Source organism: Streptomyces sp. NPDC045701 (assembly GCF_056432045.1).
On sequence record NZ_JBWKJV010000029.1, the window covers coordinates 1 to 19,816 of the forward strand.

The window sequence follows — 19,816 nt, forward strand, 5'->3', positions numbered from 1 at the left end:
GCGGCGGTCAGAACCCACTGACCGTCGACCAGGGTGCCGGAGCAGGAGCGGGCGGCATCACCGTCGCCGATGTGGAGACGGGCGACGGACGCCTGGGCGCCGAGGGGGGCGTCAGCACCCGTGGCGGCCAGGGCAGGGGTACCGGTGAGCATGGTCGAACCCCCGGCGGCGGCCAGGGCCATGGCGATCACGACGGGGCGCGTGCGTGTACGAAGCACGGTGGGAATCTTCCTTGCTATAGGGCGGGCGGTGACTGCGGTCGGCGCCATCAGCCGGTGACGCGGAGTTCGACGAGTACCGACCGCAGAGGATACTCCGGAATGGTTCAAACCAATTTCCCCTGGCACCGTCCTCCTTCGTTCGGGTAATTATGCTTACGTGGTGACCGGCGATGGCGAGCTGGTCATCGGGAAACGAACGGCGGGCCATGTGAGCATCGCCCGAGGGAGAGACGTGCTGGCTGCCGGAGAATTCAAAACCAAGGGCGGCAAAGTCGTATACCTCGACAACAAGTCTGGCCATTATCGGCCTTACGGTGCACACGCCCAGAAGGCGGCAGTGGATGCCTTCAATAAGAATGGACTTGATGCTGATGGAAAGTACATCGAGGCGTGGCGACCCAGCTGCTGACTCGGTCACAGAGTTCGCGCAGGTCGTCCAAGGGGTTCTAGCTACCGCCCAGGATACCTGCGGCACAGAAGAACTCGAGCCAGGACTGGAGGAGGCTCTCGCAATTATTCAGGAAAACCCGGATTCGAAAGAGCAATTCGAGGGCTGCTTGATTGCTCTGATCGATGACCCGCAGGAGGGTGCCGTTGAAATGGTTTCTTTCCTGATGCATGTGCTGCGCTGGGAGACTGTCCGAGAGGTGGTCGAAGACAGGATCACGCACCCTCGAGGGGACGTCAGCAGCATTCGGCTTCACGAGGCCATGCTGGACGCCTTCTCCGATTCCTGGCGCGACCGTGATCTCTTTACGAGATTCTCCGGGGGCCTGACGCTGTAGCCCTGGAACCGGCAAGTGTGTAAGTCGCGATCACAAGGTGAAGCCCCGTCAGGTGCGTCCTGGCGGGGCTTCTGTGCGGGCGGCCTCGATTGGCGATGGTGGCGCTGGGCGCGACCGAGGAGCGCCTTGAACAAGACGGTTCGACTCCCCGCTCTAAGACCGGGCTCGCGGTCGGTCGAGTACCTGAGGTCGCAAAGTCGCGGCGCAGGCTGCCCGAGTGGGTGGCAGCGCCAGCTGGACCGAAGAACTTCCCGGGACCCCGCTGGCCCGGCGGCCCGCCCGTCAGGCCGCCAGCGAACCCGGGACGATCGCGCCCGGGCCGAACCTGGCACGGGCCCTGTCCGCCACCGCCTCGATCCGCCGCGCCCTGTCGTCCGCCGGGTCGAGGGAGAGCTGGTGCGCGGCCCTCTCGGCGGGCATCAGGCCCTCGGCGCGCAGGCCGACGGAGCGCACCCGGGCGCGCTGGAGCCCGAGCGCCTCGTGCATCGCGTACGCGGCGTCGGTCAGCGCGGCCGTGTGGGCGGTCGGCTCGCGCAGGGTGCGGGTCCGGGTGGTCGCCGACCGGTCGGCGTACCGCACGGTCAGGGTGAGCGAGCGGCACACCTGCTCCTCGCCGCGCATCCGCGCGCCCAGCTCCCCGGCGAGGGACAGCAGGGCGCGCCGGTGCCGGTCCTGGTCCAGCTCGTCGCGGTCGAAGGCCCGTTCGGCGGCGACCGACCGGGACGCGGCGTTGGGGACCACGGCCGTGCGGTCGGTGCCCCGCGCCCGCTCCCACAGCTCGCGCCCGGCCCGCGCGCCCACGATCCGCTGGAGGACGGCGAGCGGCGCGGCGGCGACGCGCCCGATGGAGTCGAGTCCGTAGGCGCAGAGCGTCCGGGCGGTGGCCGGGCCGACCCCGTACAGGGCGGCGACCGGCTTGTCGCGCAGGAAGGTCTCCGGGTCGTCGACGACCAGGGTCGTGCCGGGCACCGCGTCCCGCGCCGCCATGCGGGCCAGCATCGGGTTCGGCCCGGCACCGATGACGCAGTCCACGCCGTACCGGGCGAGTGCCCTGACCCGGATCACGGCGGCCAGTTCGGCGGGGCCGCGCCCGAAGTACCGTACGGCGCCGCGTACGTCGGCGAGCGCGGCGTCGGGCGGGGCCGCCTCGACGACGGGGGTGAACTCGCCCAGCAGCGCGACCAGGTGCGGCAGGAGCGACTCGTCCGTCGGCTCCAGCCGGAATCGTACGTACAGGATCATCCCGCGCTCCCCTGACTCTGGTGCCACAGCTTCCTCGGGACCTTCGCCGCCCCGTCGCCCGCCGGGCGCAGGTCGGCCCAGGGGTTCATCTCGAATCCGGTGGGCATCGTGATGCGCCGCCCGCTGTCGGAGGGGGAGCCGGACGGGGAGGGCGCCGGTTCCGCCAGCCGCGCCGCCACCGCGTCCAGGCCGCCCTCGCGCCGCAGTTCCACCAGCTCGGCGAGGTTCCAGGCGGCCGAGGCGACGACGCTGTAGCTGCGCGGGCCGCGCCGCTGCACCACACCGCGCACCAGCAGCAGCCAGGAGTGGAAGACGGTGTGCGCGCACCGCTCGTGGCTGTCGTCGAAGAAGGCCAGGTCGACCAGGCCCGTCCCGTCGTCGAGGGTGGTGAAGATGACGCGCCTGCCGGACCGGATCGGCGGGGTCTGGGTGGCCGCCTTGGAGCCCGCGACCAGCACGGTCTGGCCGTGCGGCGCCGCCCGCAGCGCTTGCGCGGAGACCACGCCGAGCTCGGCCAGGAAGGCGTGGTGGTCGGTCATCAGGTTGCGCGAGGCGTCCATGGACAGCACGCCCAGCTCGGCACTGAGCCGTTCGGCGTCGTCGAGGTCCGGCAGACCGATGGGCGCGGACTTGCGGCCGCCCGCGAGCGGGAGCTGGTCGCCGTAGGAGCCGGACCCCCGCTGGAGGCGGTGGAGTTCGGAGAGGTGCAGCAGCAGGTCGCGCCGGTTGCCGCCGAACGCGTCGAGCGCGCCGACCTGGGCGAGCCGTTCGGCGACGGGGCGGCTGGGCCTGGCCCGTTCCCAGAAGTCCAGCAGTGAGGCGTACGGCCGGCCGGCCTCGATCCGGGCCGCCTCCGCCTCGCTCATGCCGTGGACGTCGGAGAGGGCCAGCCGCAGGCCCCACTTCCCCAGCGAACCGGACACCAGTTCGATCGTGTGTGCGGCCGCCGACCGGTTCACGTCCACCGGCAGCACCGGCACCCCCCGCCGCCGCGCGTCGGCCAGCAGCAGCCGCTTGGGGTACATCCCGGGGTCGTGGGTGAGCAACCCGGCGTAGAAGGCGGCCGGGTGATGCGCCTTCAGCCAGGCGGACTGGTACGTCGGTACGGCGAACGCCACCGCGTGCGCCTTGCAGAAGCCGTACGACCCGAACGCCTCGACGATCTCCCAGGTCCGGGCGACCACGTCGTCCGCGTACCCCTTCGCCTTCGCGTGCCGCGCGAACCAGACCTTGATCCGCCCCTGCGACTCGGGGTCGGACAGGCCGCGCCGTACCGCGTCGGCCTCCTCCATCCCGCAGCCGGTCATGATGTGGAGGATCTTGATGATCTGCTCGTGGAACACGACGACCCCGTACGTCTCCCTCAGCGCGTCCTCCAGGTCGGGGTGCGGGTAGCGGGCCGGCGCGCGGCCGTGCCGGGCCTCGATGAACGGCCGCACCATGTCGGCCGCGACCGGACCGGGACGGAAGAGGGAGATGTCCACGACCAGGTCGTGGAAGGTGGACGGCTGGAGCCGCCCGACCAGGTCGCGCTGGCCCGGCGACTCGATCTGGAAGCAGCCGAGCGTCTCGGCGGACTTGATCATCCGGTACGTGGCGGGGTCGCCGGGCCGGACCTGCTCCGGGTCGTCGATGTCGACGACCTCGCCGGTGGCCCGCTCGATCTCGGCGACCGCGTGCGCCATCGCGGACTGCATCCGCACCCCGAGCACGTCGAGCTTGAGCAGCCCCAGCTCCTCCACGTCGTCCTTGTCGAACTGGGACATGGGGAAGCTCTCTCCGCTGGTCGGCACCACCGGGGTACGGGAGCGCAGCGAGGAGTCCGAGAGCAGCACTCCGCACGGGTGCATGGCGACGCCGCGCGGCAGCGCGTCCAGCGCCTCGACCAGCTCCCACAGCCTGCCGTACCGGTCCCTCCGCCCGGCGAGGTCGCGCAGCTCGGGCAGCTCGTCGAGTGCGGCGCGGGCGTCCCGGGCGCGGACGTGCGGGAACGCCTTGGCGATCCGGTCGATCTCGGCCGGGTCCATCGAGAGGGCGGCGCCCACGTCACGTACGGCGTGGCGCACCCGGTACGTCTCGGGCATGGCGACGGCGGCCACGCGCTCGGGACCGAAGCGGTCGAGGATGGCGCGGTAGACCTCCAGGCGGCGGGCGGACTCCACGTCGATGTCGATGTCGGGCAGCACGGGCCGCCGCACCGACAGGAAGCGCTCCATGAGCAGGCCCTGCTCGACCGGGTCGGCGTGCGCGATGCCGAGGAGGTGGTTGACCAGGGAGCCGGCGCCGGAGCCCCGGGCGGCGACGCGGATGCCCATCTGCCGGGTGTCGTCGACGACCTGGGCGACGGTGAGGAAGTACGAGGCGAAGCCGAGCCGCTCGACGGTGCGCAGCTCGTCCTCCAGCCGGTCCCAGTACGCCCGCTTGCGGTCGTGGCCGCGCAGCACCATCCCGGCGGCGCAGCGCGAGCGCAGCACCCGCTCGGCGGTGCGCCGGCCGGCGCCGACCAGGTGCGCCTCGGGGAAGTGGACGGAGCCGATGCCCAGGTCGTCCCCGGGGTCGACCAGGCAGGCGGCGGCGGTCTCCTCGGTCATGGCGAGGAGCCGGCGCGCGGTGTCGCGGCCCAGCCCGGCGGCCTCGGCGACGCGCTCGGCGGTGGCCGTCATCGCGGCGGGGTCCTTGAGCCAGCGCTCCCCGCTGTCGAGCCCCTTGCGGGGGTCGATGGGCACCAGGCGGCGGGCCGCGTCGAGGACGTCGGCGACCGGCCCCTGGCCGGGGTCGGCGTACCGCACGGCGTTGGTGAGCACGGCGCGTACGCCCTGCTCGGCGGCGAAGCCCAGGGTGCGGGCGGCGTGCCGCAGCGAGCCGGGCCCGGTGCCGGTGCGCCCGTGGTGGACGACCTCCAGCCGCAGGGCGTCACCGTGGGCGTCGCGCCAGAGGCCGAGGAGCCGGGCGGCGTGGTCGGGGCGGCCGGCGGCGAGGGCGCGGCCGATCCCGGAGTCGGGCCCGAGGAGCACGGTCACGCCGTCCCCGTGGTTCTCCGCCCAGGGGAGCAGGGGGGAGCCCTCCGCCGTGTGCGCGGCGGTGATCAGCCGGCACAGGGTGGCCCAGCCCTGGCGGGAGCGGGCGAGGTAGACCGCGCGGGGCGCGGACTCGTCGACGAAGGCGCCGCCGCGCACGGGGGTGCGGCGCCGCCCGGCGGTCCCGGGGAGGCCGCCGCCGGAGCCGCTGCCGAAGCCACCGGAGCCGTGTCCGCCGCCGTAGCCCGTACCGTCGCCGGGCCGGTGGTCCCAGCCGGTCCCGGGGCCCGCGTCCCGGGCCGGTCCGGCGGTCGCGAGGTCGGCGCCGAAGACGGGGCGGACGCCCTCCTTGGCGCAGGCAGCGGCGAAGCGGACCGCGCCCGCGACGGTGTCGCGGTCGGTCAGGGCGAGGGCGCCCATGCCGCGCTCGGCGGCGCGTGCCGCCAGCCGCTCCGGGTGCGAGGCCCCATAACGCAGGGAGAAGCCCGAAACGGTGCGCAGATGCGTGAACCCTGGCACCCGCACCTCCTGGATCGATCCCGTCTCACCTCCCCCACTTCCACCATAGACCAGTTTCGAACATTCGTACGACACGAATCCCGTCCGCCATTCGGCCCGTCCCACCTGCGTGAACGGGGCGCGCCCCGGAGCGTGGGGACATGAAGCTCGCCGCCGAAGTCAGGAACGCCGTCTCCCCCCGCGCCGCGCTGTTGGTCGTCGGCGTCCTCGCCCTCCAGCTGCTGTTCATCGCCTCCTACGTGGGCGCGCTCCACGACCCGAAGCCGAGTGACGTGCCCTTCGGCGTGGTGGCACCGGGGGCGGCCGCCGACCGGGCCGCCGGCCGGCTCGCGGACCTGCCCGGCGACCCGCTCGACCCCCGGGTGCTCGCCGACCGGGAGGAGGCCCGGCGGCAGATCCTGGACCGGGAGATCGACGGCGCCCTGATCATCGACCCGAGGGGTACGACCGACACCCTGCTGGTCGCCTCCGGCGGCGGCACCGTCCTCGCCAACGCCCTGGACGCGATCACCACCGAGGTCGAGAAGCCGCAGCGCCGTACGGTGCGGACCGTGGACGTGGCACCCGCCTCCCCCCGCGACTTCGACGGCCTGTCCGCGTTCTACCTGGTGGTGGGGTGGTGCGTGGGCGGCTACCTGCTCGCCTCGATCCTGGCGATCAGCGCGGGCTCCCGGCCCGCCAACCCGCAGCGCGCCGTCATCCGGCTCGTCGTCCTGGCGCTCTCCGCGCTCCTCGGCGGCCTCGGCGGTGCGGTGATCGTCGGCCCGGTCCTGGGCGCCCTGCCCGGCAGCGTCGCCGCCCTGTGGGGGCTGGGCGCCCTGGTGGTCTTCTCGGTCGGCGCGGTCACGCTCGCGCTCCAGGCGCTCACCGGGATCGTCGGCATCGGCCTGGCGGTCCTGCTGATCGTGATCGCGGGCAACCCGAGCGCGGGCGGCGCCTTCCCCGCCCCGATGCTGCCGGACTTCTGGCGGGCGATCGGCCCCGCCCTGCCGCCGGGCGCGGGCACCTGGGCGGCCCGCTCGATCGCGTACTTCAAGGGCAACGCGCTCTCCGGGGCGATGCAGGTCCTGGCCGTCTGGGCCGTCGTCGGCGCCGTGCTCACCCTGGTGATGTCCGCGGTCCGCCGACGGGCCGACCGGGAGGACGGCGGGGCCGCCGGCGCGGACCCCTCCTAGCGGGCCCGCCGGGCGGACCCCGCCCCACCCGCCCCCGGTGGCGTCGTACGGCGACCGGACACGGACAAGGCTCCGGGCCGCCGGCGGATCGGCGGCCCGGGGCCCGGTGACGTCGACGCCGGGGGCGGCGCTTGCGGGTGCGTCAGCCGATCCGCGCGCCGAGGACGCCGAGCGCCTCCGTGACCGGCTGGAAGAACGTCTCACCGCCCGCGGAGCAGTCACCGCTGCCGCCCGAGGTGAGACCGACCGCCGCGTCGCCCGAGAAGAGCGAGCCGCCGCTGTCGCCGGGCTCGGCGCAGACATCGGTCTGGACGAGTCCCTCGACGACCTGCCCGCCGCCGTAGTTCACGGTGGCGTCGAGACCGGTGACCTCGCCCTCGTGGACCTGGGTGGTCGAGCCGCTGCGGGTCACCTTCATCCCGACGGTCGCCTCGGCCGCCTTGGTGATCGCCTGGCTGCTGCCGTCGTGGAGGTCGACCTCGCTCGGGTGCGGGGTGTCGCCGTCGTACTTGACCAGCGCGAAGTCGGTGCCGGGGAACCGCGAGTCGACCATGGTGCCGATCGCCGCCCCGCCCGGGGAGTCCGACCACTCGCTGCCCGACTCGCCGCAGTGGCCGGCCGTGATGAAGTGCGGCGCTCCGTCCTTGACCACGTTGAACCCGAGCGAGCAGCGTCCGCCGCCGGAGTGGATGGCGTCGCCACCCGCGATGAACGGCTTGAACTCGCCGGTCGTGCGCTTCAGTTCGGCCTTGGAGCCGAGGCCCTCGACGACCTGGCCGAGCCTCTCCCGGTCCGCGCCCCTGACCGTGCGGTCGGCCGTGACGACGACCTTGTTGCTCACCGGGTCGACGGCCCAGGACGTGCCGGGTATCGTCGCGCGGCTCTTCAGCGTCTGGCGGGCGCCCGTCAGCTCGGCCGGCGTGTGCTCGACGAGTCTGGCCCTGCCGCCCGCCTCGCGCACGGAGTCGGCGGCCGCTTCGTCGACCACGTTGACCACGAGGTTCCTGGCCTTCGCGTCGTAGTACGCGCCGGCCGCGCCGCCGCCGAGCGACGTGTCGAGCGTCGCGGCGAGAGCCGCCGCCGCGGGCGCCGACAGGGTCTTCACGGTGGCCCGGGGAACGTCCTCGCCGGCGTTCGCAGTCTGGAAGGTGACTCCGGCTCCGAGCAGAGCGACCACGGCTCCGCCGGCGATCGCCGTACGCCTCCTGGGTATGCGTCGGTGCTGCAAAACGTCGACCTCCTGTGGGGGGCCGTGTCCGGGTACGCGGGGTGCCCCGACACGGAGGATGGTCGGCCCACCATCCCGATACCGACCGGTAGCACACAAGGTCGGCCTGCGGACGCGCACATGACCTTCACTGCGCGCCCCCGTCGCTCCCACTGCTCCCGGCGCCCCCGCCGGTTCCGTTTGCGAACACCCACCGTGTTCCCACCGGCGACAAAGACACCGGGCGCGGGCACCCTGAGGGGTAGTCGTCGACGGACACGGTGAAGGAGGCGGGGGGTTTGCGACGTCGGGTGCGCGCGGCGGACGGCCGGCATCTGATGGTGGAACGCCTGGGGGACCCGCAGGGCCGTCCGGTCTTCCTGCTGCACGGCACGCCGGGCAGCAGACTGGGACCGGCACCGCGGGGCATGGTGCTCTACCAGCGCGGCATGCAACTGATCGCGTACGACCGTCCCGGCTACGGCGGTTCGGACCGGCTGGCGGGGCGCAGCGTCGCCGACGTGGCCTCGGACGTGGCGGACATCGCGGACGCGCTCGGCCTGGAGCGGTTCGCGGTGGTGGGCCGTTCCGGCGGCGCCCCGCACGCGCTGGCCTGCGCGGCCCTGCTGCCGCACCGGGTGACGCGTACCGCCGCGCTGGTGACGCTGGCGCCCCGGGACGCGGACGGGCTGGACTGGTTCGAGGGCATGGCCGCCTCGAACGTCACGGAGTACACCCACGCGACCCTCGACCCCGAGGGCGTCGCGGCCCGGCTCACGCCCCGCGCCGACGCGATCCGCCAGGACCCGGTCCGGCTCCTGGACGACCTGCGGGGGGAGCTGACCGCATCCGACCGGATGGTCGTCTCGGACGCGGGCGTACGGTCGATGCTGCTGCGCAACTACCAGGAGGCGCTGCGCACCTCCGCGTACGGCTGGATCGACGACGCGCTGGCGTTCTGCGGCCCGTGGGGGTTCGACCCGGCCGACATCCCGGGCGAGGTGCTGCTCTGGCACGGTGAGCAGGACGTGTTCTCGCCGGTCGGCCACTCGCGCTGGCTCGCCGAACGCATTCCGGGCGCGACGGCCGTCCTGGAACCGGCCGCCGCGCACTTCGACGCCCTGCACGCCCTGCCCCGCGTCCTGACCTGGCTGCTGGACGCGGGCGGGTGAACCGCGCCCCGGAGACGAACCGGGCCCGGACTAGACGGCCAGCGGCTCCAGGTCCCGGTGCACCCGGCGCTCGTCCCGGGCCAGGCGGGTGAGCGCGTGGTCGTCGCCCAGCTGCCGGGCCAGTTCGTCGGCGGTCTCCGTCCGCAGCTGTGCCGCCTCGTCCTTGCGGCCCAGCGCGCCGAGGGTGACCGCCAGGTTGGAGGCGACGCCCAGCACCTCCGGGTGGTGGCCGCCCAGGACGTCGCGCAGCGCCCGCACGGTGCGCTGCTCGATGGCCAGGGCCTCCTCCAGTTCGCCCAGGTCGGCCTTGGCGTTGGCGAGGTTCACCGTGCAGAACAGGGCGTGCGGGTGCCGTTCCCCGAGGACCTCCCGCATGGCCCCGAGCGCGGCCCGGAGCAGTTGCTCCGCGTCCTCCGGCGCCCCGCAGCCCCACTGGTAGATGCCCAGGTTGTTGAGGGCGGCCAGGGTGTACGGGTGCCGCTCCCCCGGCACCTCCCGGTACTGGTCGACGACCTCCTGCGCCAGGTCGCGGGCCGCCACCGGCTCCCCGGCCGCGAACATGTCGGCGGCCAGGTTCAGGTCGCAGGCCAGCGAGTCGGGGTGGGCGTAGGTGTACTTGGCCCGGTACCGGTTGCGCGTGGCCGTGGTGAGCCGCCGCGCGTCCTCGGCCCTGCCCGCCCGGCGCAGCGACACGGCGAGGCTCTTGCCCGCGGCCAGGGTGCCGGGGAAGGCGCGGCCGAGGGTCTCCTTGTAGCTGTCGTACGTGCGCGAGAGCAGCTGCACGGAGTCCTCGTACCGCCCGACCTCTCGCAGGTCGCGGGCGAGCGAGGCGGCGGAGGAGAGGGTGTAGGGGTGCTCGGGGCCCAGCACCTCGGTGCGCCGGTCGAAGACCTCCTGGTCGATCTCGCGGGCCCGGGAGTACTGGCCGACCATGCGGAGGTTGAGCGCCAGGTTGTTCGCGGCGGCCAGGGTGCGGGGGTGGGAGTCGTGGAAGATCTGGCTGAAGCCCTCGTGCGCCTCGGTCGCCAGCTCCATGGCCCTGCCGTACTGGCCGAGCGCGCCGAGGTCCATGGCGAGGCTGGAGGTGGTCATGTAGGTGTGCGGGTGGGAGCGGCCGAGGACGGCGCGCTGCCGTTCCAGGGTGACCTCGTCCAGTTCCCGCGCCTCCACGTACCGGCCCTGGGAGCGGAGGATGTTGGAGAGGTGGAAGCGCAGGTAGAGGTACTGGAGGTCGTCGTTGCCGAGCATCTCGCGCCAGGCGTCGCGCAAATCCTCCGCGAGCGCGCCGGCGGTCTGCCAGTCGCCGCGCTTCCAGAGGTAGCGGACGCGGTCGATGAGCAGCCGGCGGGTCTCGGGTTCCTTGCAGTACCGGGCCTCGGAGGTGCCCAGGTGCGGCCAGATGGTGGCGAACCGGGGCCAGGTCTCGGGGTTGTCGATGGGCTCGTCGTCGTCCGGCCGGGCTCCGGCGAGGATCCGGTGGACGGCGTGCCGGGCCTCGCGCTGCTCCGCCTCGGACAGCTGGGCGCGGATCACGGCCTGCACCAGCCGGTGCACCTGGATCGAGTTGGACACCTGGTCGACCTTGGCCAGCGCGAACCGTCCGATCTCCCGGATCACCCGGCCCAGCACCAGCTTCTCCTGGAGGGAGGCGTCGTACGGCTTGAGGGCCTCGATCATCTCCTTGCTGTACAGGAGGTTGGCGTGGATGGGCTCGGGTGCGAAGAAGGCGCAGAGCTGGAGCAGCCGCACGGCCGCCGGTGAGCGCTCCTTGAGCCGTGCGATGGAGACGTTCCAGGTCGCGGCGACCGGCTCGGGGTAGCCGGCCGGCTGGTTGAGCGACAGGGTCCGCGCGGCGGCCTCCTGGAGCTGTTCCAGGTAGGCGCCGACCGGGGTGGCGGTCTCCGCGATCCAGGCGGCCGCCTGCTCGACGGCGAGCGGCAGGTCGCCGACCGCCTCGGCGACCTGCTCGGCGTCCTCGGGCGTCAGGCCCTTGGCGCGGCGCTGGAGGTGCTCGACGGACTCCTCACGCAGGAACACGTCGACCGGCAGTGCGTCGCCGTACTGCGACCAGGTCTGGTTCCGGGAGGTGACCAGGATGTGCCCGCCGGTGGGGAAGAACCGCTTCAGCGCGTCGGGGTCGTCGGCGTTGTCGAAGACGAGCAGCCAGCGGTCGGTGGGCACGCCGCGCCGCAGCAGGTCGACGGCCTCCTGGGAGGCGGCGGCCATGTCGTCGCCCCCCTGCGCGCCGAGGCGGACGGCGAGTTCGGCGAGGCCGGCGATCACGTCGTCGGCCTGCTCGGCCGACATCCACCACACCAGGTCGTAGTCGGCCATGAAGCGGTGCACGTACTCCAGCGCGACCTGCGTCTTGCCGACGCCGCCGAGCCCGTACAGGGTCTGCGGCTGGGGCAGGACGACGGCCATCCCGCCGCCGAGCTGGTCGCGCATCCGCTCCAGGACCATGGACCGGCCGGTGAAGCCGGGGTTGCGGGGCGGCGCGTTCCAGATCTTCGGTACGGTGCCGGGGAAGCGCGGCCCGGGGGGCACGCCCTCGTTGAGCGTGACCGGCCGGTCCAGGGCGCGCAGGAGCGCGGCCGTGGCGTGCACCTCGTCGAGCCGGAACAGGTCCACGGGGTTGCGGTCGATGTACGGGGTGGTGAGCCGGACGTCCCCGACGCGCACCGGCAGCAGGTGGCGCCGCCCGCCGCCGGGGTCCTCGGCGGCGGCCCGCTCCCACACCTCCACCGCGCGGGCCGACTTGAGGTACGCGCTGGACAGCAGGACGACGGTGCGGGCGGCGTTCTCGGCGGCGTGCGGGACGTCGCCGCCGCTCGTCGCCGGGTCGGCGGAGACGTCCCGGGGGACGACGCGGAAGCCGGCCCGGGTGAGGACGGACTCGATCCAGTCGGCCCACATGCGGTTCTCGGCGACGTACGACAGGAACAGGTCGGCGGGCAGGGCGGGGCGGCGGCGGGTGAAGGCGTCGCGGATCCGCAGCCGCACCTCCTCGTTCACCGCCGGCATGGCGGTGACGTCCCCCTCGGTGACGACGGCGGTGAGCCGCTCGAAGGCGGAGAGGAGCGAGTTGGCGATCCCGGCGTCGTCGCCGAAGGTCGCGAGGGTCTCCTCGTAGGCGTAGTAGGGCCGGTACGGGATCTCCACGGCTCCCCAGTAGGCGGCGAGCTCCTCCCCGGTGAGCCCGCTGGGGAAGCCGTCGAACTTCAGCCGGGCCAGCGCCCGGCCCGCGTCGGCCTTCTCCTTCTCGCCCTCGTCGATCCGCATGGGCACGGGGAAGATCCGGATGCCCCGGCCCCCGTACCGCTCGTCGATCTGGCGGGCCACGGCGGCGGCGCCGTCCATGGACTGGTCGCTGAGGGTGAAGCAGTCGACCAGCGCGTCGGGCAGGTGGACGGTACAGATGTCGGCGATGTCGCTGAGGCCGGTGCGGCTGTCGATGAGGACGTAGTCGTAGTTGGCCTTCATGTCGTCGCGCAGCGCGTCGAAGAAGTGCCCGCCGCCGAGCCGGTCGTAGAAGTTGTCCCAGTCGAAGGTGGAGACGGTGGCGGAGTACTCGCGGTTCTGTTTGCCGGCGGAGACGAAGTCGAGGGTGCCGCCGCCGGGAAACTCCCAGCCGAGCGCCTCGGGCGTCAGGGAGACGGCGTGCGGCTGGATGCGGGCGTAGTCGCGGTGCCAGTCGTCGGGCCGCTGCACCGGGCTGGTGGCCGCCCAGGCGTACTCGGTGATCAGGTCGATGACACCGGTGGTGGCGCCGAGGGTGGACGGGTCGAGGAAGGGGTGGAAGAAGCGGTGCAGGCCGGGTGCTTCGAGGTCCCAGTCGACGGCCAGGACCCGCTTGCCGTTCGCGGCGAGGATCCAGGCCGTGTTGGCCAGGGCCATCGTCCGTCCCGTACCCCCTTTGTACGAGTAGAAGGTGACGATGCGTCCGTCACGACTGGCTGTCATCCAGGTCCTCCGCATCGGGCGCGATCTCGTGCGTCTCGGGAATGACGTGCGTGGTGCCCGGTTCGCCCGCCATCGGGCCGCGCAGCCGGGGCCGCTCGGTGTGCCGGCCGCCGGCGGGCGGGTAGACGGCGGCGTGCCGCAGGTACTGCTGCGCGGCCGCCTCCACCACCTGGGGCAGGATCTGGCCGAACGCCTCCATGCTCGGCACGCCTCTGGCGGCGGCGCGGCTCGCGGCGCGGCCCTGGCCCGTCTTGATGGGCATGGTCTCCTCGAGCGTCCGGTTGAGTTCGGCGTCCGCCGCCCTGGTCTCGGGGTCCGTCTGGTTGCGGGGGACGACGACGCTCACCCAGGGCCGGTGTTCCGCGTCGAAGGCGGCGAGCCGTTCGCGGCGCTCCTCGTCCTTCAGGGCCCAGCGGTCGAGGAGGAGGATCTCGGGGCGGCTGGGGGGCTGCTTGGCGTCGGGCGGGCCGGAGTCGTGGTCGAAGGAGGAGACGGTGGCCTGGTAGTTGAGCGAGCGGACCAGGTCCTCGGCGACGTAGGCGAGCGGCCGGGCGGCGTCGGGGTGGTACGGGTTCCAGTCCTGCGGCATGTCGCCGTAGTACGCGGGGTCGCGGCCCGCGGGGAGGTCGTGGCGGGTCGGGGCGACGACGGTGACGTGGAGGGGCCGGGGGCCGCGGCCGGGGGGGCCGAAGGCGCTGGGCGCGGAGCGGTAGTCGACGGGCCGGCTGGGGCTGATGCCCGCGGTGTCGGCGACGGAGACGATGCGTTTGGCCAGTTCGTACACGGCCCGCTCGTACTCCTCGGCGAATATGCGGAGCTTGATCAGGCCGTAGAGCCCGTCGGTGACGTACCGGTCGCCGAAGTCGCGGTGGTTGAACTGCAACCGCTCGGCGGGGCCGGGCAGTTCCGCGGGCGGCACCGGGACCCACAGGGCGGGCACGATGGCGTCGGCGGGCCTGTTGTGTTTGGCGTGGTGGTAGATCGCCCGGGTGGCGAAGGCGTACCACTCCTTGCCGCACATCTCGCTGGCGAAGTAGCGGGGGGAGAACAGCGGCACGAAGACCCGGCAGGTGGCCAGGACCTCACCCAGCCGTTCCGACCAGCCCTCGCCGGACCGTATCTCCCGGTCCATGAAACCGGCGGGGGCTCCGGCGGGGAGGTCGGTCATGGCCATCACATGGCCGCACAGATCGCGGAAGAGCCGTTCGACCCACATGTCGGGATCGGGGCCGCCGGGTCCGTACCTCGGCGTGTGCGCGTAACTCAGGAAGAAGTACGGCCGATGATCCGCCGCTCGCGCTTGCGATGACGCCTGCACACGACCCCCGTCCTCTGTGATCACCCGCATCCGGGATGGGAAGGATACGAGCTGCTTAATCATTCCGGAGCGGGCTTTGCTGCACCCCCCCGACGTTCAGTCATTCACCGCCGCTTTTCGGTCATCCCCGCGACGGCGTGACGGACCGGCCCCTTGATCGGCACAGTTCCTTGCGCACCCCGGCGACCAGCAGCTTTCCGCTCACGGTGAGTTCGGCCGCGTGGCCGAGCAGATCGAGCGCCTTTTCGGCGTGATCGGCATGGCCTTCCTCGTACGCCGCCATTCCGGCCCTCTCGTACGCCCCCGCGAGCAGGGCGGAGACCGGCACCGGCGATTCCCGCCAGGGCGCGGGGTGGCTCCACGCGCCGTCCAGCGCGTAGAGGTCCGTGACGTCGAGCAGTGCCCGCAGCTTGGCGCGCCGGAAACCCCGCAGCAGGGCCCGCGCCAGCTCGTGGGCGTCACCCGCGAGCGGCAGGCCCAGCGCCCCGTACCCGTGCCGTCCCACGGCGGGTTCCGTCCCGGTGACCGGCGTCAGGGTGGTCAGGCTCGCGGCGGCCTCCCCGGCCTGTTCCGGAACCGCGTCCCGGAGCAGCGCCCAGGCCCGGTCCAGCCGGCCGCTCCACTCCCCCGCCTCGCCGGGCGTGAGCCGCCCGGTGACGGGCACTCCGAAGCGGTCGCGGCCGGGGTCCAGGTCGTCGAGCGCCACGCCGTGCGCCCCCCGCCGTACCGGCCGCCATCCGGCGGCCTCCTCCTGGAGCCGCACGCGCAGTTCGGCGCCATCGGCCCCCCGTACCAGGAAACCGTCCCCGGTCGCCCGCACCTCGGCGGTCCCCGCCGCGCCGAGCGCCAGCGACCCGAGGGTGGGCAGGTGCAGCGCCCCGCCCCGGTGGGCGACGCGCACCGGGACGTCGACCCGGCCCCGTACCGCGGCCGCGGCCACGTACCGCGCCAGCCCCTCCGCCGGGGCGGCGGCGTCGGGGGGGCCTTCGCGCAGGGCGTCCAGGCGGTCGAGGAGCCAGGCGCGGGTGTAGGGGTGGGCGAGCACCTCGTCGAGCCCGTCCGAGTGCCGCTCGACCGCACCGGCCAGTTCCCAGGCCTCGGCCCACCGTTCCCCGCCGCGCCCGTCGAGCTCGCTGTGCAGTTCGGCGAGGAGGACGCGGGTCAGCTCGTGCTGCTCGGCGACGAGGACGGCCGGGTCGGTCACCGCGGGCGCCGCGGTGGCGGCGGTGCGGTCCTCGACGCCCCGGACGAGCGCCTCGAGGTCCGCGCAGTAGACGGACGGGTTGTCGAAGCCGCTGCCGGCCCGGTAGCGGTGGGTGTAGAGGCCGCCGCCGCAGGAGCGGACGACTGGGCATCGGCGGCAGGTGTCGCCGACTCCGGCGAGGCCGAGCCGGCGGGCCCGGACGCCGGGGTGGGCGGCGACGTCGTCGAAGGAGTGCCGGTACACGTCGAATCCGGTGGCGGCGGCGCCTTCGTAGGCGGTCTTCAGGGAGTCGACCTGTTCGAGGGTGCCGTCGGTCTCGACGACCACGAGGTCGGTGGGGGCCAGGCCCAGGGACTCGGTGAGGCTGGGCCCGCCGTTCAGGGTGGACAGCACGGACTCGAAGAGCCGGACGGGGACGGGCCTGCCCTGGTCGTTCCACCGGTCGAAGGCGGCGAGGATCCAGGCGGCGTACGCGGTGGGCGAGCCGTCCGGGCGGGGCGGGGGCTCCTCCCAGGTGGCGTGCGGCAGCAGGAAGTCGATGCGCGGGGGCGCCAGCTCCAGGAGCGCGTCGTAGACGGTGACGGGGTCGTTGGCCACGTCGATGGTGCACAGCAGACCGAGGTCGAGGTGGCGGTAGCGCTCCTGGTGGAGCAGGTCGACGGCCTTGAGCACGAGCGGGTGGCTGCTGCGGCCGTCGGCGAAGCGGCGGTGGCGGTCGTTGGCCGCCTTGTCGCCGTCGAGGGAGATGCCCACCCGTACGCCGTACTCGTCGAAGAGGTCGAGGTAGCGGGGGCTCAGCTGGAGGCCGTTGGTGTGGATCCGCAGGTCGAGGGCGGTGACCGGGGCGAGGGCGGTGGTCAGTTCCTCGCAGACGCGCCTCAGACGCGAGGGCCCTGCCAGCAGAGGCTCCCCTCCGTGCAGGATCACTGTCACGGAGGGCAGGGCATGTTTCTTGGCATGCTCGGCCAGTCGCAGAGCTGTCCAGGAAATGGCCTGGTCAGAGATTGCCTTGGGGCGGGTACGCCAGCTCTGATCAGCGTGTTCGTAGATATAGCAGTGGTCACACGCAAGATCACACCTGCTGTGGACCTTCAGGACGATCTCGCGGAATGGGACCTGGGGTCCGGTCATTCCGCCAGTTTAGAGCGCGGAGTTGAACGTCGGAACGCGCTCGGTACGGTCGCTCACGGAAGGCAGGACCCGACTGAGCTTCTTCGTGGCGGCGGCCCCACGCACGTCGATCTCGGCGAGAGGCACCCGATTCTTCTTCGCTACCGCGAAGGTGACTGAGGTCTGAAAGCTCACGGCGGCCGTCCTAGGGGGAGTGGGTCGGTTGGGGATAACCGCACCATTGCAGTGTCGGCGGCACGACTTTACTCTCATGCCCACCCACGGCAAATCAGCGCAAGGGGTTGAAACAAAAGCGTTGCGCCAGTATTCCCCGACCGACCCGGAACGAGCCATTCCATCGAAAGAGTGAAGACAAAACCGCAGACGGGGGTGCGCATGACCGGGTTTCAGGGCCCACTGCAGAGCATGGTCTTCCGAAACGCAGATCTGCCCGGGCTCTTCCACCGGGCCGACGAGATCGCCATCGCCCGGCAGCGCGACGCGGTGCAGGACACCCGCCTGCAGCTGTGGCTGCTGGTCCTGGGCGCCTGTCTCGCCGCGGTACCGGGCGGCTGGCGCGTCGGCGACGCCTTCCAACTCGCGGGCGCACTCAGCGCGTTGGCGTACGCCGGCGTACTCCTGGCGACGTACCGCGCCTCCAGGCGCCGGGCGAAATCGCATTGGCAACTGAACCGCTCGGCCGCCGAGTTCATCAAATCGATGTGCTGGCGGTACGCGGTCCACGGCGCACCCTTCGACGCCGGCTTCCCCGATCCGGACGGGGAGTTCCTGTCCCGGCTCGAGGCGGGGCTCGCCGAGCTCCGGAAGGTGGGCTGGGTCGACCCGCGGGCCTCGGCACCGGCCGACGACCGGAGCGAGCTCATCACCCCGGCCATGCGGATGCTGCGCGACAAGCCCTTCCGGGTGCGCAAGGAGACGTACGTCAGGGACCGGCTGATCGAGCAGCGGAACTGGTACCACAGGAAGACGGTGGTGTCGCGCCGGGCCACCACGCTGTGGTCCGTCACCGTCTCGCTGCTCACCGGCCTCGCTCTCTTCCTCGGCGTGTTGCGGACCTTCTCGGTCGGCGACTCGGCCGTGCCGGCCGGGCTCCTGTCGGCCGCGGCGGCGGCGTGCGTGGCGTGGAGCGAGATCCGCCGCCACCAGCCGCTGATCGCGGCGCACTCCCTGGTGGAGGAGGACCTGGCGGCGATGCACACCGCGATGGAGACGGTGATCGGCGAGGACCGGTGGGCGGCGGCGGTGTACGAGACCGAGCGCGTCGTCTCGCCGCAGCACACCGACTGGCTGGTCCAGCACCGCAGGTAGCGGCCGTCAGGGCCGCTCGACGCCCGCGCGCCAGATGACCGTCACCGGTTTCCCGAGGCCGCGGGCGTAGCGGACGATGTCGCCGGTGCCGCCGAGGCCGCGGGCGGGGCGGCCGTCCCAGACGGCCAGCAGCCGGTCGCAGTGCTCGGCGATGTAGGTGCCGGCCGCGTAGTACGCCTCGTCGGTGGAGCGCGGGTAGTCCATCCGCACCTCGCGGCTGGCCCGCTTGCGCAGCCAGTGGTAGCGGGCCAGCTCCTCGGGGTCGTCGAAGTCGTCCTCGTACTCCCCGCTCGGGATCACGACGGTCAGCTCGGCGCCGCAGGCGAGGGCGATGTCCGCGAAGAGCTGGTCCGCCCCGGCCGCCAGGCTGGACAGCGCCTCCAGTCCGCCCTCGTGGTCGCGGGCGGCGGTGCGGACGGCTGCGCGGAGGGCGGCGCGCACATGGGCGTGGAGCTCGTCGGGGATGTCCCTGTGACCGGTCACTCCGATGCGCCTCATCCGCCCCCGCTTCCCGAAGTCCCCTGTGGACGCGCCGCCACATCCTCTCAAATGCGGGCGCTTCCGGACAGGGCGTCGAACCCCCGGCCGGGAATCCGGCCGGGGGCTCGTGGCGCTGGGCGGGACCGGTCAGTAGACGCTGACGCCGTAGGCGCTCAGGGCCTCGGTGACCGGCTGGAAGAAGGTCGTGCCGCCGGAGGAGCAGTTGCCGCTGCCGCCGGAGGTGAGGCCGATGGCGCGGGAGCCGGAGTAGAGCGGCCCGCCGCTGTCTCCGGGCTCGGCGCACACGTTCGTGCGGATCATGCCGTAGACGATGTCGCCGCCGCCGTAGTTGACCGTGGCGTTCAGGCCGGTGACCGAGCCGCTGTGGGTCCCGGTGGTGGAGCCGCGGCGGGTGACGGACATGCCGACGGTGGCGTTGGCGGCGCTGGTGATGTCCACGTTGCCGACGGTGCCGGACTTGGTGACGGAGCTGTTGGTGTAGCGGACGATGCCGTAGTCGTTGTTCGGGAAGCTGGACCCCGAGGTCGAGCCGAGGACGGTGGTGCGGCCGGAGTTGGCGTACCAGGTGCCCGCGCCGTCGGTGCAGTGACCGGCGGTCAGGAAGTAGTACGCGCCCGCGCCGTCGCGGACGTTGAAGCCGAGCGAGCAGCGCCAGCTGCTGGCGTAGATGGCGTCGCCGCCCGAGATCAGCTTGGTGAATCTGCCGGGGGTGCGCTCGATCTTGAGCGCGCCGGCGTTGGGTCCCGCCTGGCGCTTGATCTCGGCGATCTCGGCCTGGGACACGGTCGAGTCGACGGTGACGACCAGCTTGTCGGTCGCCGGGTCGACGTGCCAGGCGGTGCCCGGTACGTCCGCCTCCAGGACGGCCGAGCCGGCGGCGGACAGCTGGGCGGCGCTGAAGGTCCGGGACGAGTCGGCGTTCGCGGCGGGGACCGCGAGGGTGGCGGCGGCGGCGAGACCGGTGGCGACGGCGAGCAGACGGGTTCGTCCGGCTGTGCCGCTGCGGGGGGTGGTGCGCTTGATCCTCACTTGTCGTTCCTCCCGAGGGGAATC

The 19,816-nt window shown here is 72.9% G+C and carries 14 protein-coding genes and 1 pseudogene; 5 read left to right on the top strand and 10 right to left on the bottom strand.

Going from position 1 to position 19,816, the window contains the following annotated elements:
* A pseudogene (locus AC07DW_RS25025) lies at positions 1-218 on the bottom strand (FG-GAP-like repeat-containing protein); the annotation flags it as partial.
* 163 nt (positions 219-381) lie between these two features.
* Here AC07DW_RS25025 and AC07DW_RS25030 point away from each other — a divergent pair.
* Together AC07DW_RS25030 and AC07DW_RS25035 are read left to right on the top strand one after the other, a co-directional pair.
* The gene (locus AC07DW_RS25030) at positions 382-630 is read left to right on the top strand and encodes a hypothetical protein (RefSeq protein WP_478859921.1); all 249 of its coding nucleotides are present in this window, start codon (positions 382-384) and stop codon (positions 628-630) included.
* Positions 587-1,006 carry a hypothetical protein gene (locus AC07DW_RS25035; RefSeq protein ID WP_478859922.1) on the top strand — a complete coding sequence of 140 codons (420 nt, stop codon included), beginning with the start codon at positions 587-589 and terminating at the stop codon, positions 1,004-1,006. Before AC07DW_RS25030 ends, AC07DW_RS25035 begins: the two co-directional genes overlap by 44 nt.
* 282 nt (positions 1,007-1,288) lie before the next feature.
* Here AC07DW_RS25035 and AC07DW_RS25040 read toward each other — a convergent pair whose 3' ends face one another.
* Together AC07DW_RS25040 and AC07DW_RS25045 are read right to left on the bottom strand one after the other, a co-directional pair.
* Positions 1,289-2,248 (bottom strand): DNA polymerase Y family protein, encoded by a 960-nt coding sequence (locus AC07DW_RS25040; protein ID WP_478859923.1) that lies wholly within the window; start codon positions 2,246-2,248, stop codon positions 1,289-1,291.
* On the bottom strand, positions 2,245-5,784 hold the full coding sequence (locus AC07DW_RS25045) for a DNA polymerase III subunit alpha (protein ID WP_478859924.1): 3,540 nt from the start codon (positions 5,782-5,784) through the stop codon (positions 2,245-2,247). The genes AC07DW_RS25040 and AC07DW_RS25045 overlap by 4 nt, the downstream gene beginning before the upstream one ends.
* 140 nt (positions 5,785-5,924) lie before the next feature.
* Here AC07DW_RS25045 and AC07DW_RS25050 point away from each other — a divergent pair, with 140 nt between their 5' ends.
* Entirely contained in the window at positions 5,925-6,959 is a 1,035-nt protein-coding gene (locus tag AC07DW_RS25050) for a YhgE/Pip domain-containing protein (protein WP_478859925.1), read from the top strand.
* 142 nt (positions 6,960-7,101) lie between these two features.
* Here AC07DW_RS25050 and AC07DW_RS25055 read toward each other — a convergent pair whose 3' ends face one another.
* Complete coding sequence (locus tag AC07DW_RS25055; protein WP_478859926.1) at positions 7,102-8,187, bottom strand: S1 family peptidase; 1,086 nt, start codon at positions 8,185-8,187, stop codon at positions 7,102-7,104.
* Between the two features lie 278 nt (positions 8,188-8,465).
* Between AC07DW_RS25055 and AC07DW_RS25060 the strand changes: the two genes are divergently transcribed.
* Positions 8,466-9,338 carry an alpha/beta fold hydrolase gene (locus tag AC07DW_RS25060; RefSeq protein ID WP_478859927.1) on the top strand — a complete coding sequence of 291 codons (873 nt, stop codon included), beginning with the start codon at positions 8,466-8,468 and terminating at the stop codon, positions 9,336-9,338.
* Positions 9,339-9,368: 30 nt separating this feature from the next.
* Here the strand turns inward: AC07DW_RS25060 and fxsT are convergent, their stop codons facing one another.
* From fxsT to fxsA, 4 genes are all read right to left on the bottom strand, one after another.
* Positions 9,369-13,301 (bottom strand): FxSxx-COOH system tetratricopeptide repeat protein, encoded by a 3,933-nt coding sequence (gene fxsT, locus AC07DW_RS25065; RefSeq protein WP_478859928.1) that lies wholly within the window; start codon positions 13,299-13,301, stop codon positions 9,369-9,371.
* Positions 13,285-14,649, bottom strand: coding sequence for a TIR-like protein FxsC (locus AC07DW_RS25070; RefSeq protein WP_478859929.1), 1,365 nt, complete (start codon positions 14,647-14,649; stop codon positions 13,285-13,287). The genes fxsT and AC07DW_RS25070 overlap by 17 nt, the downstream gene beginning before the upstream one ends.
* Before the next feature lie 91 nt (positions 14,650-14,740).
* Entirely contained in the window at positions 14,741-16,954 is a 2,214-nt protein-coding gene (gene fxsBH / locus AC07DW_RS25075) for a radical SAM/SPASM protein FxsBH, inactivated beta-hydroxylase extension form (RefSeq protein WP_478859930.1), read from the bottom strand.
* Between the two features lie 9 nt (positions 16,955-16,963).
* The gene (fxsA, locus tag AC07DW_RS25080; RefSeq protein ID WP_234372133.1) at positions 16,964-17,128 is read right to left on the bottom strand and encodes an FxSxx-COOH cyclophane-containing RiPP peptide; all 165 of its coding nucleotides are present in this window, start codon (positions 17,126-17,128) and stop codon (positions 16,964-16,966) included.
* A gap of 231 nt (positions 17,129-17,359) precedes the next feature.
* Here fxsA and AC07DW_RS25085 point away from each other — a divergent pair, with 231 nt between their 5' ends.
* The gene (locus AC07DW_RS25085; protein ID WP_478859931.1) at positions 17,360-18,262 is read left to right on the top strand and encodes a DUF4231 domain-containing protein; all 903 of its coding nucleotides are present in this window, start codon (positions 17,360-17,362) and stop codon (positions 18,260-18,262) included.
* 6 nt (positions 18,263-18,268) lie between these two features.
* Here the strand turns inward: AC07DW_RS25085 and AC07DW_RS25090 are convergent, their stop codons facing one another.
* On the bottom strand, positions 18,269-18,760 hold the full coding sequence (locus tag AC07DW_RS25090) for a hypothetical protein (protein WP_478859932.1): 492 nt from the start codon (positions 18,758-18,760) through the stop codon (positions 18,269-18,271).
* Positions 18,761-18,889: 129 nt separating this feature from the next.
* The gene (locus AC07DW_RS25095) at positions 18,890-19,792 is read right to left on the bottom strand and encodes a S1 family peptidase (protein WP_478859933.1); all 903 of its coding nucleotides are present in this window, start codon (positions 19,790-19,792) and stop codon (positions 18,890-18,892) included.
* Positions 19,793-19,816 lie beyond the last annotated feature (24 nt).

Bases quoted from the DNA above. Each gene is read 5' to 3' on its own strand.
- AC07DW_RS25090 (WP_478859932.1), bottom strand. From the start codon at position 18,760: ATGAGGCGCATCGGAGTGACCGGTCACAGGGACATCCCCGACGAGCTC.
- fxsBH (WP_478859930.1), bottom strand. From the start codon at position 16,954: ATGACCGGACCCCAGGTCCCATTCCGCGAGATCGTCCTGAAGGTCCAC.
- AC07DW_RS25050 (WP_478859925.1), top strand. From the start codon at position 5,925: ATGAAGCTCGCCGCCGAAGTCAGGAACGCCGTCTCCCCCCGCGCCGCG.
- AC07DW_RS25070 (WP_478859929.1), bottom strand. From the start codon at position 14,649: ATGCGGGTGATCACAGAGGACGGGGGTCGTGTGCAGGCGTCATCGCAA.
- AC07DW_RS25085 (WP_478859931.1), top strand. From the start codon at position 17,360: ATGGTCTTCCGAAACGCAGATCTGCCCGGGCTCTTCCACCGGGCCGAC.
- fxsT (WP_478859928.1), bottom strand. From the start codon at position 13,301: ATGACAGCCAGTCGTGACGGACGCATCGTCACCTTCTACTCGTACAAA.
- AC07DW_RS25040 (WP_478859923.1), bottom strand. From the start codon at position 2,248: ATGATCCTGTACGTACGATTCCGGCTGGAGCCGACGGACGAGTCGCTC.
- AC07DW_RS25035 (WP_478859922.1), top strand. From the start codon at position 587: ATGCTGATGGAAAGTACATCGAGGCGTGGCGACCCAGCTGCTGACTCG.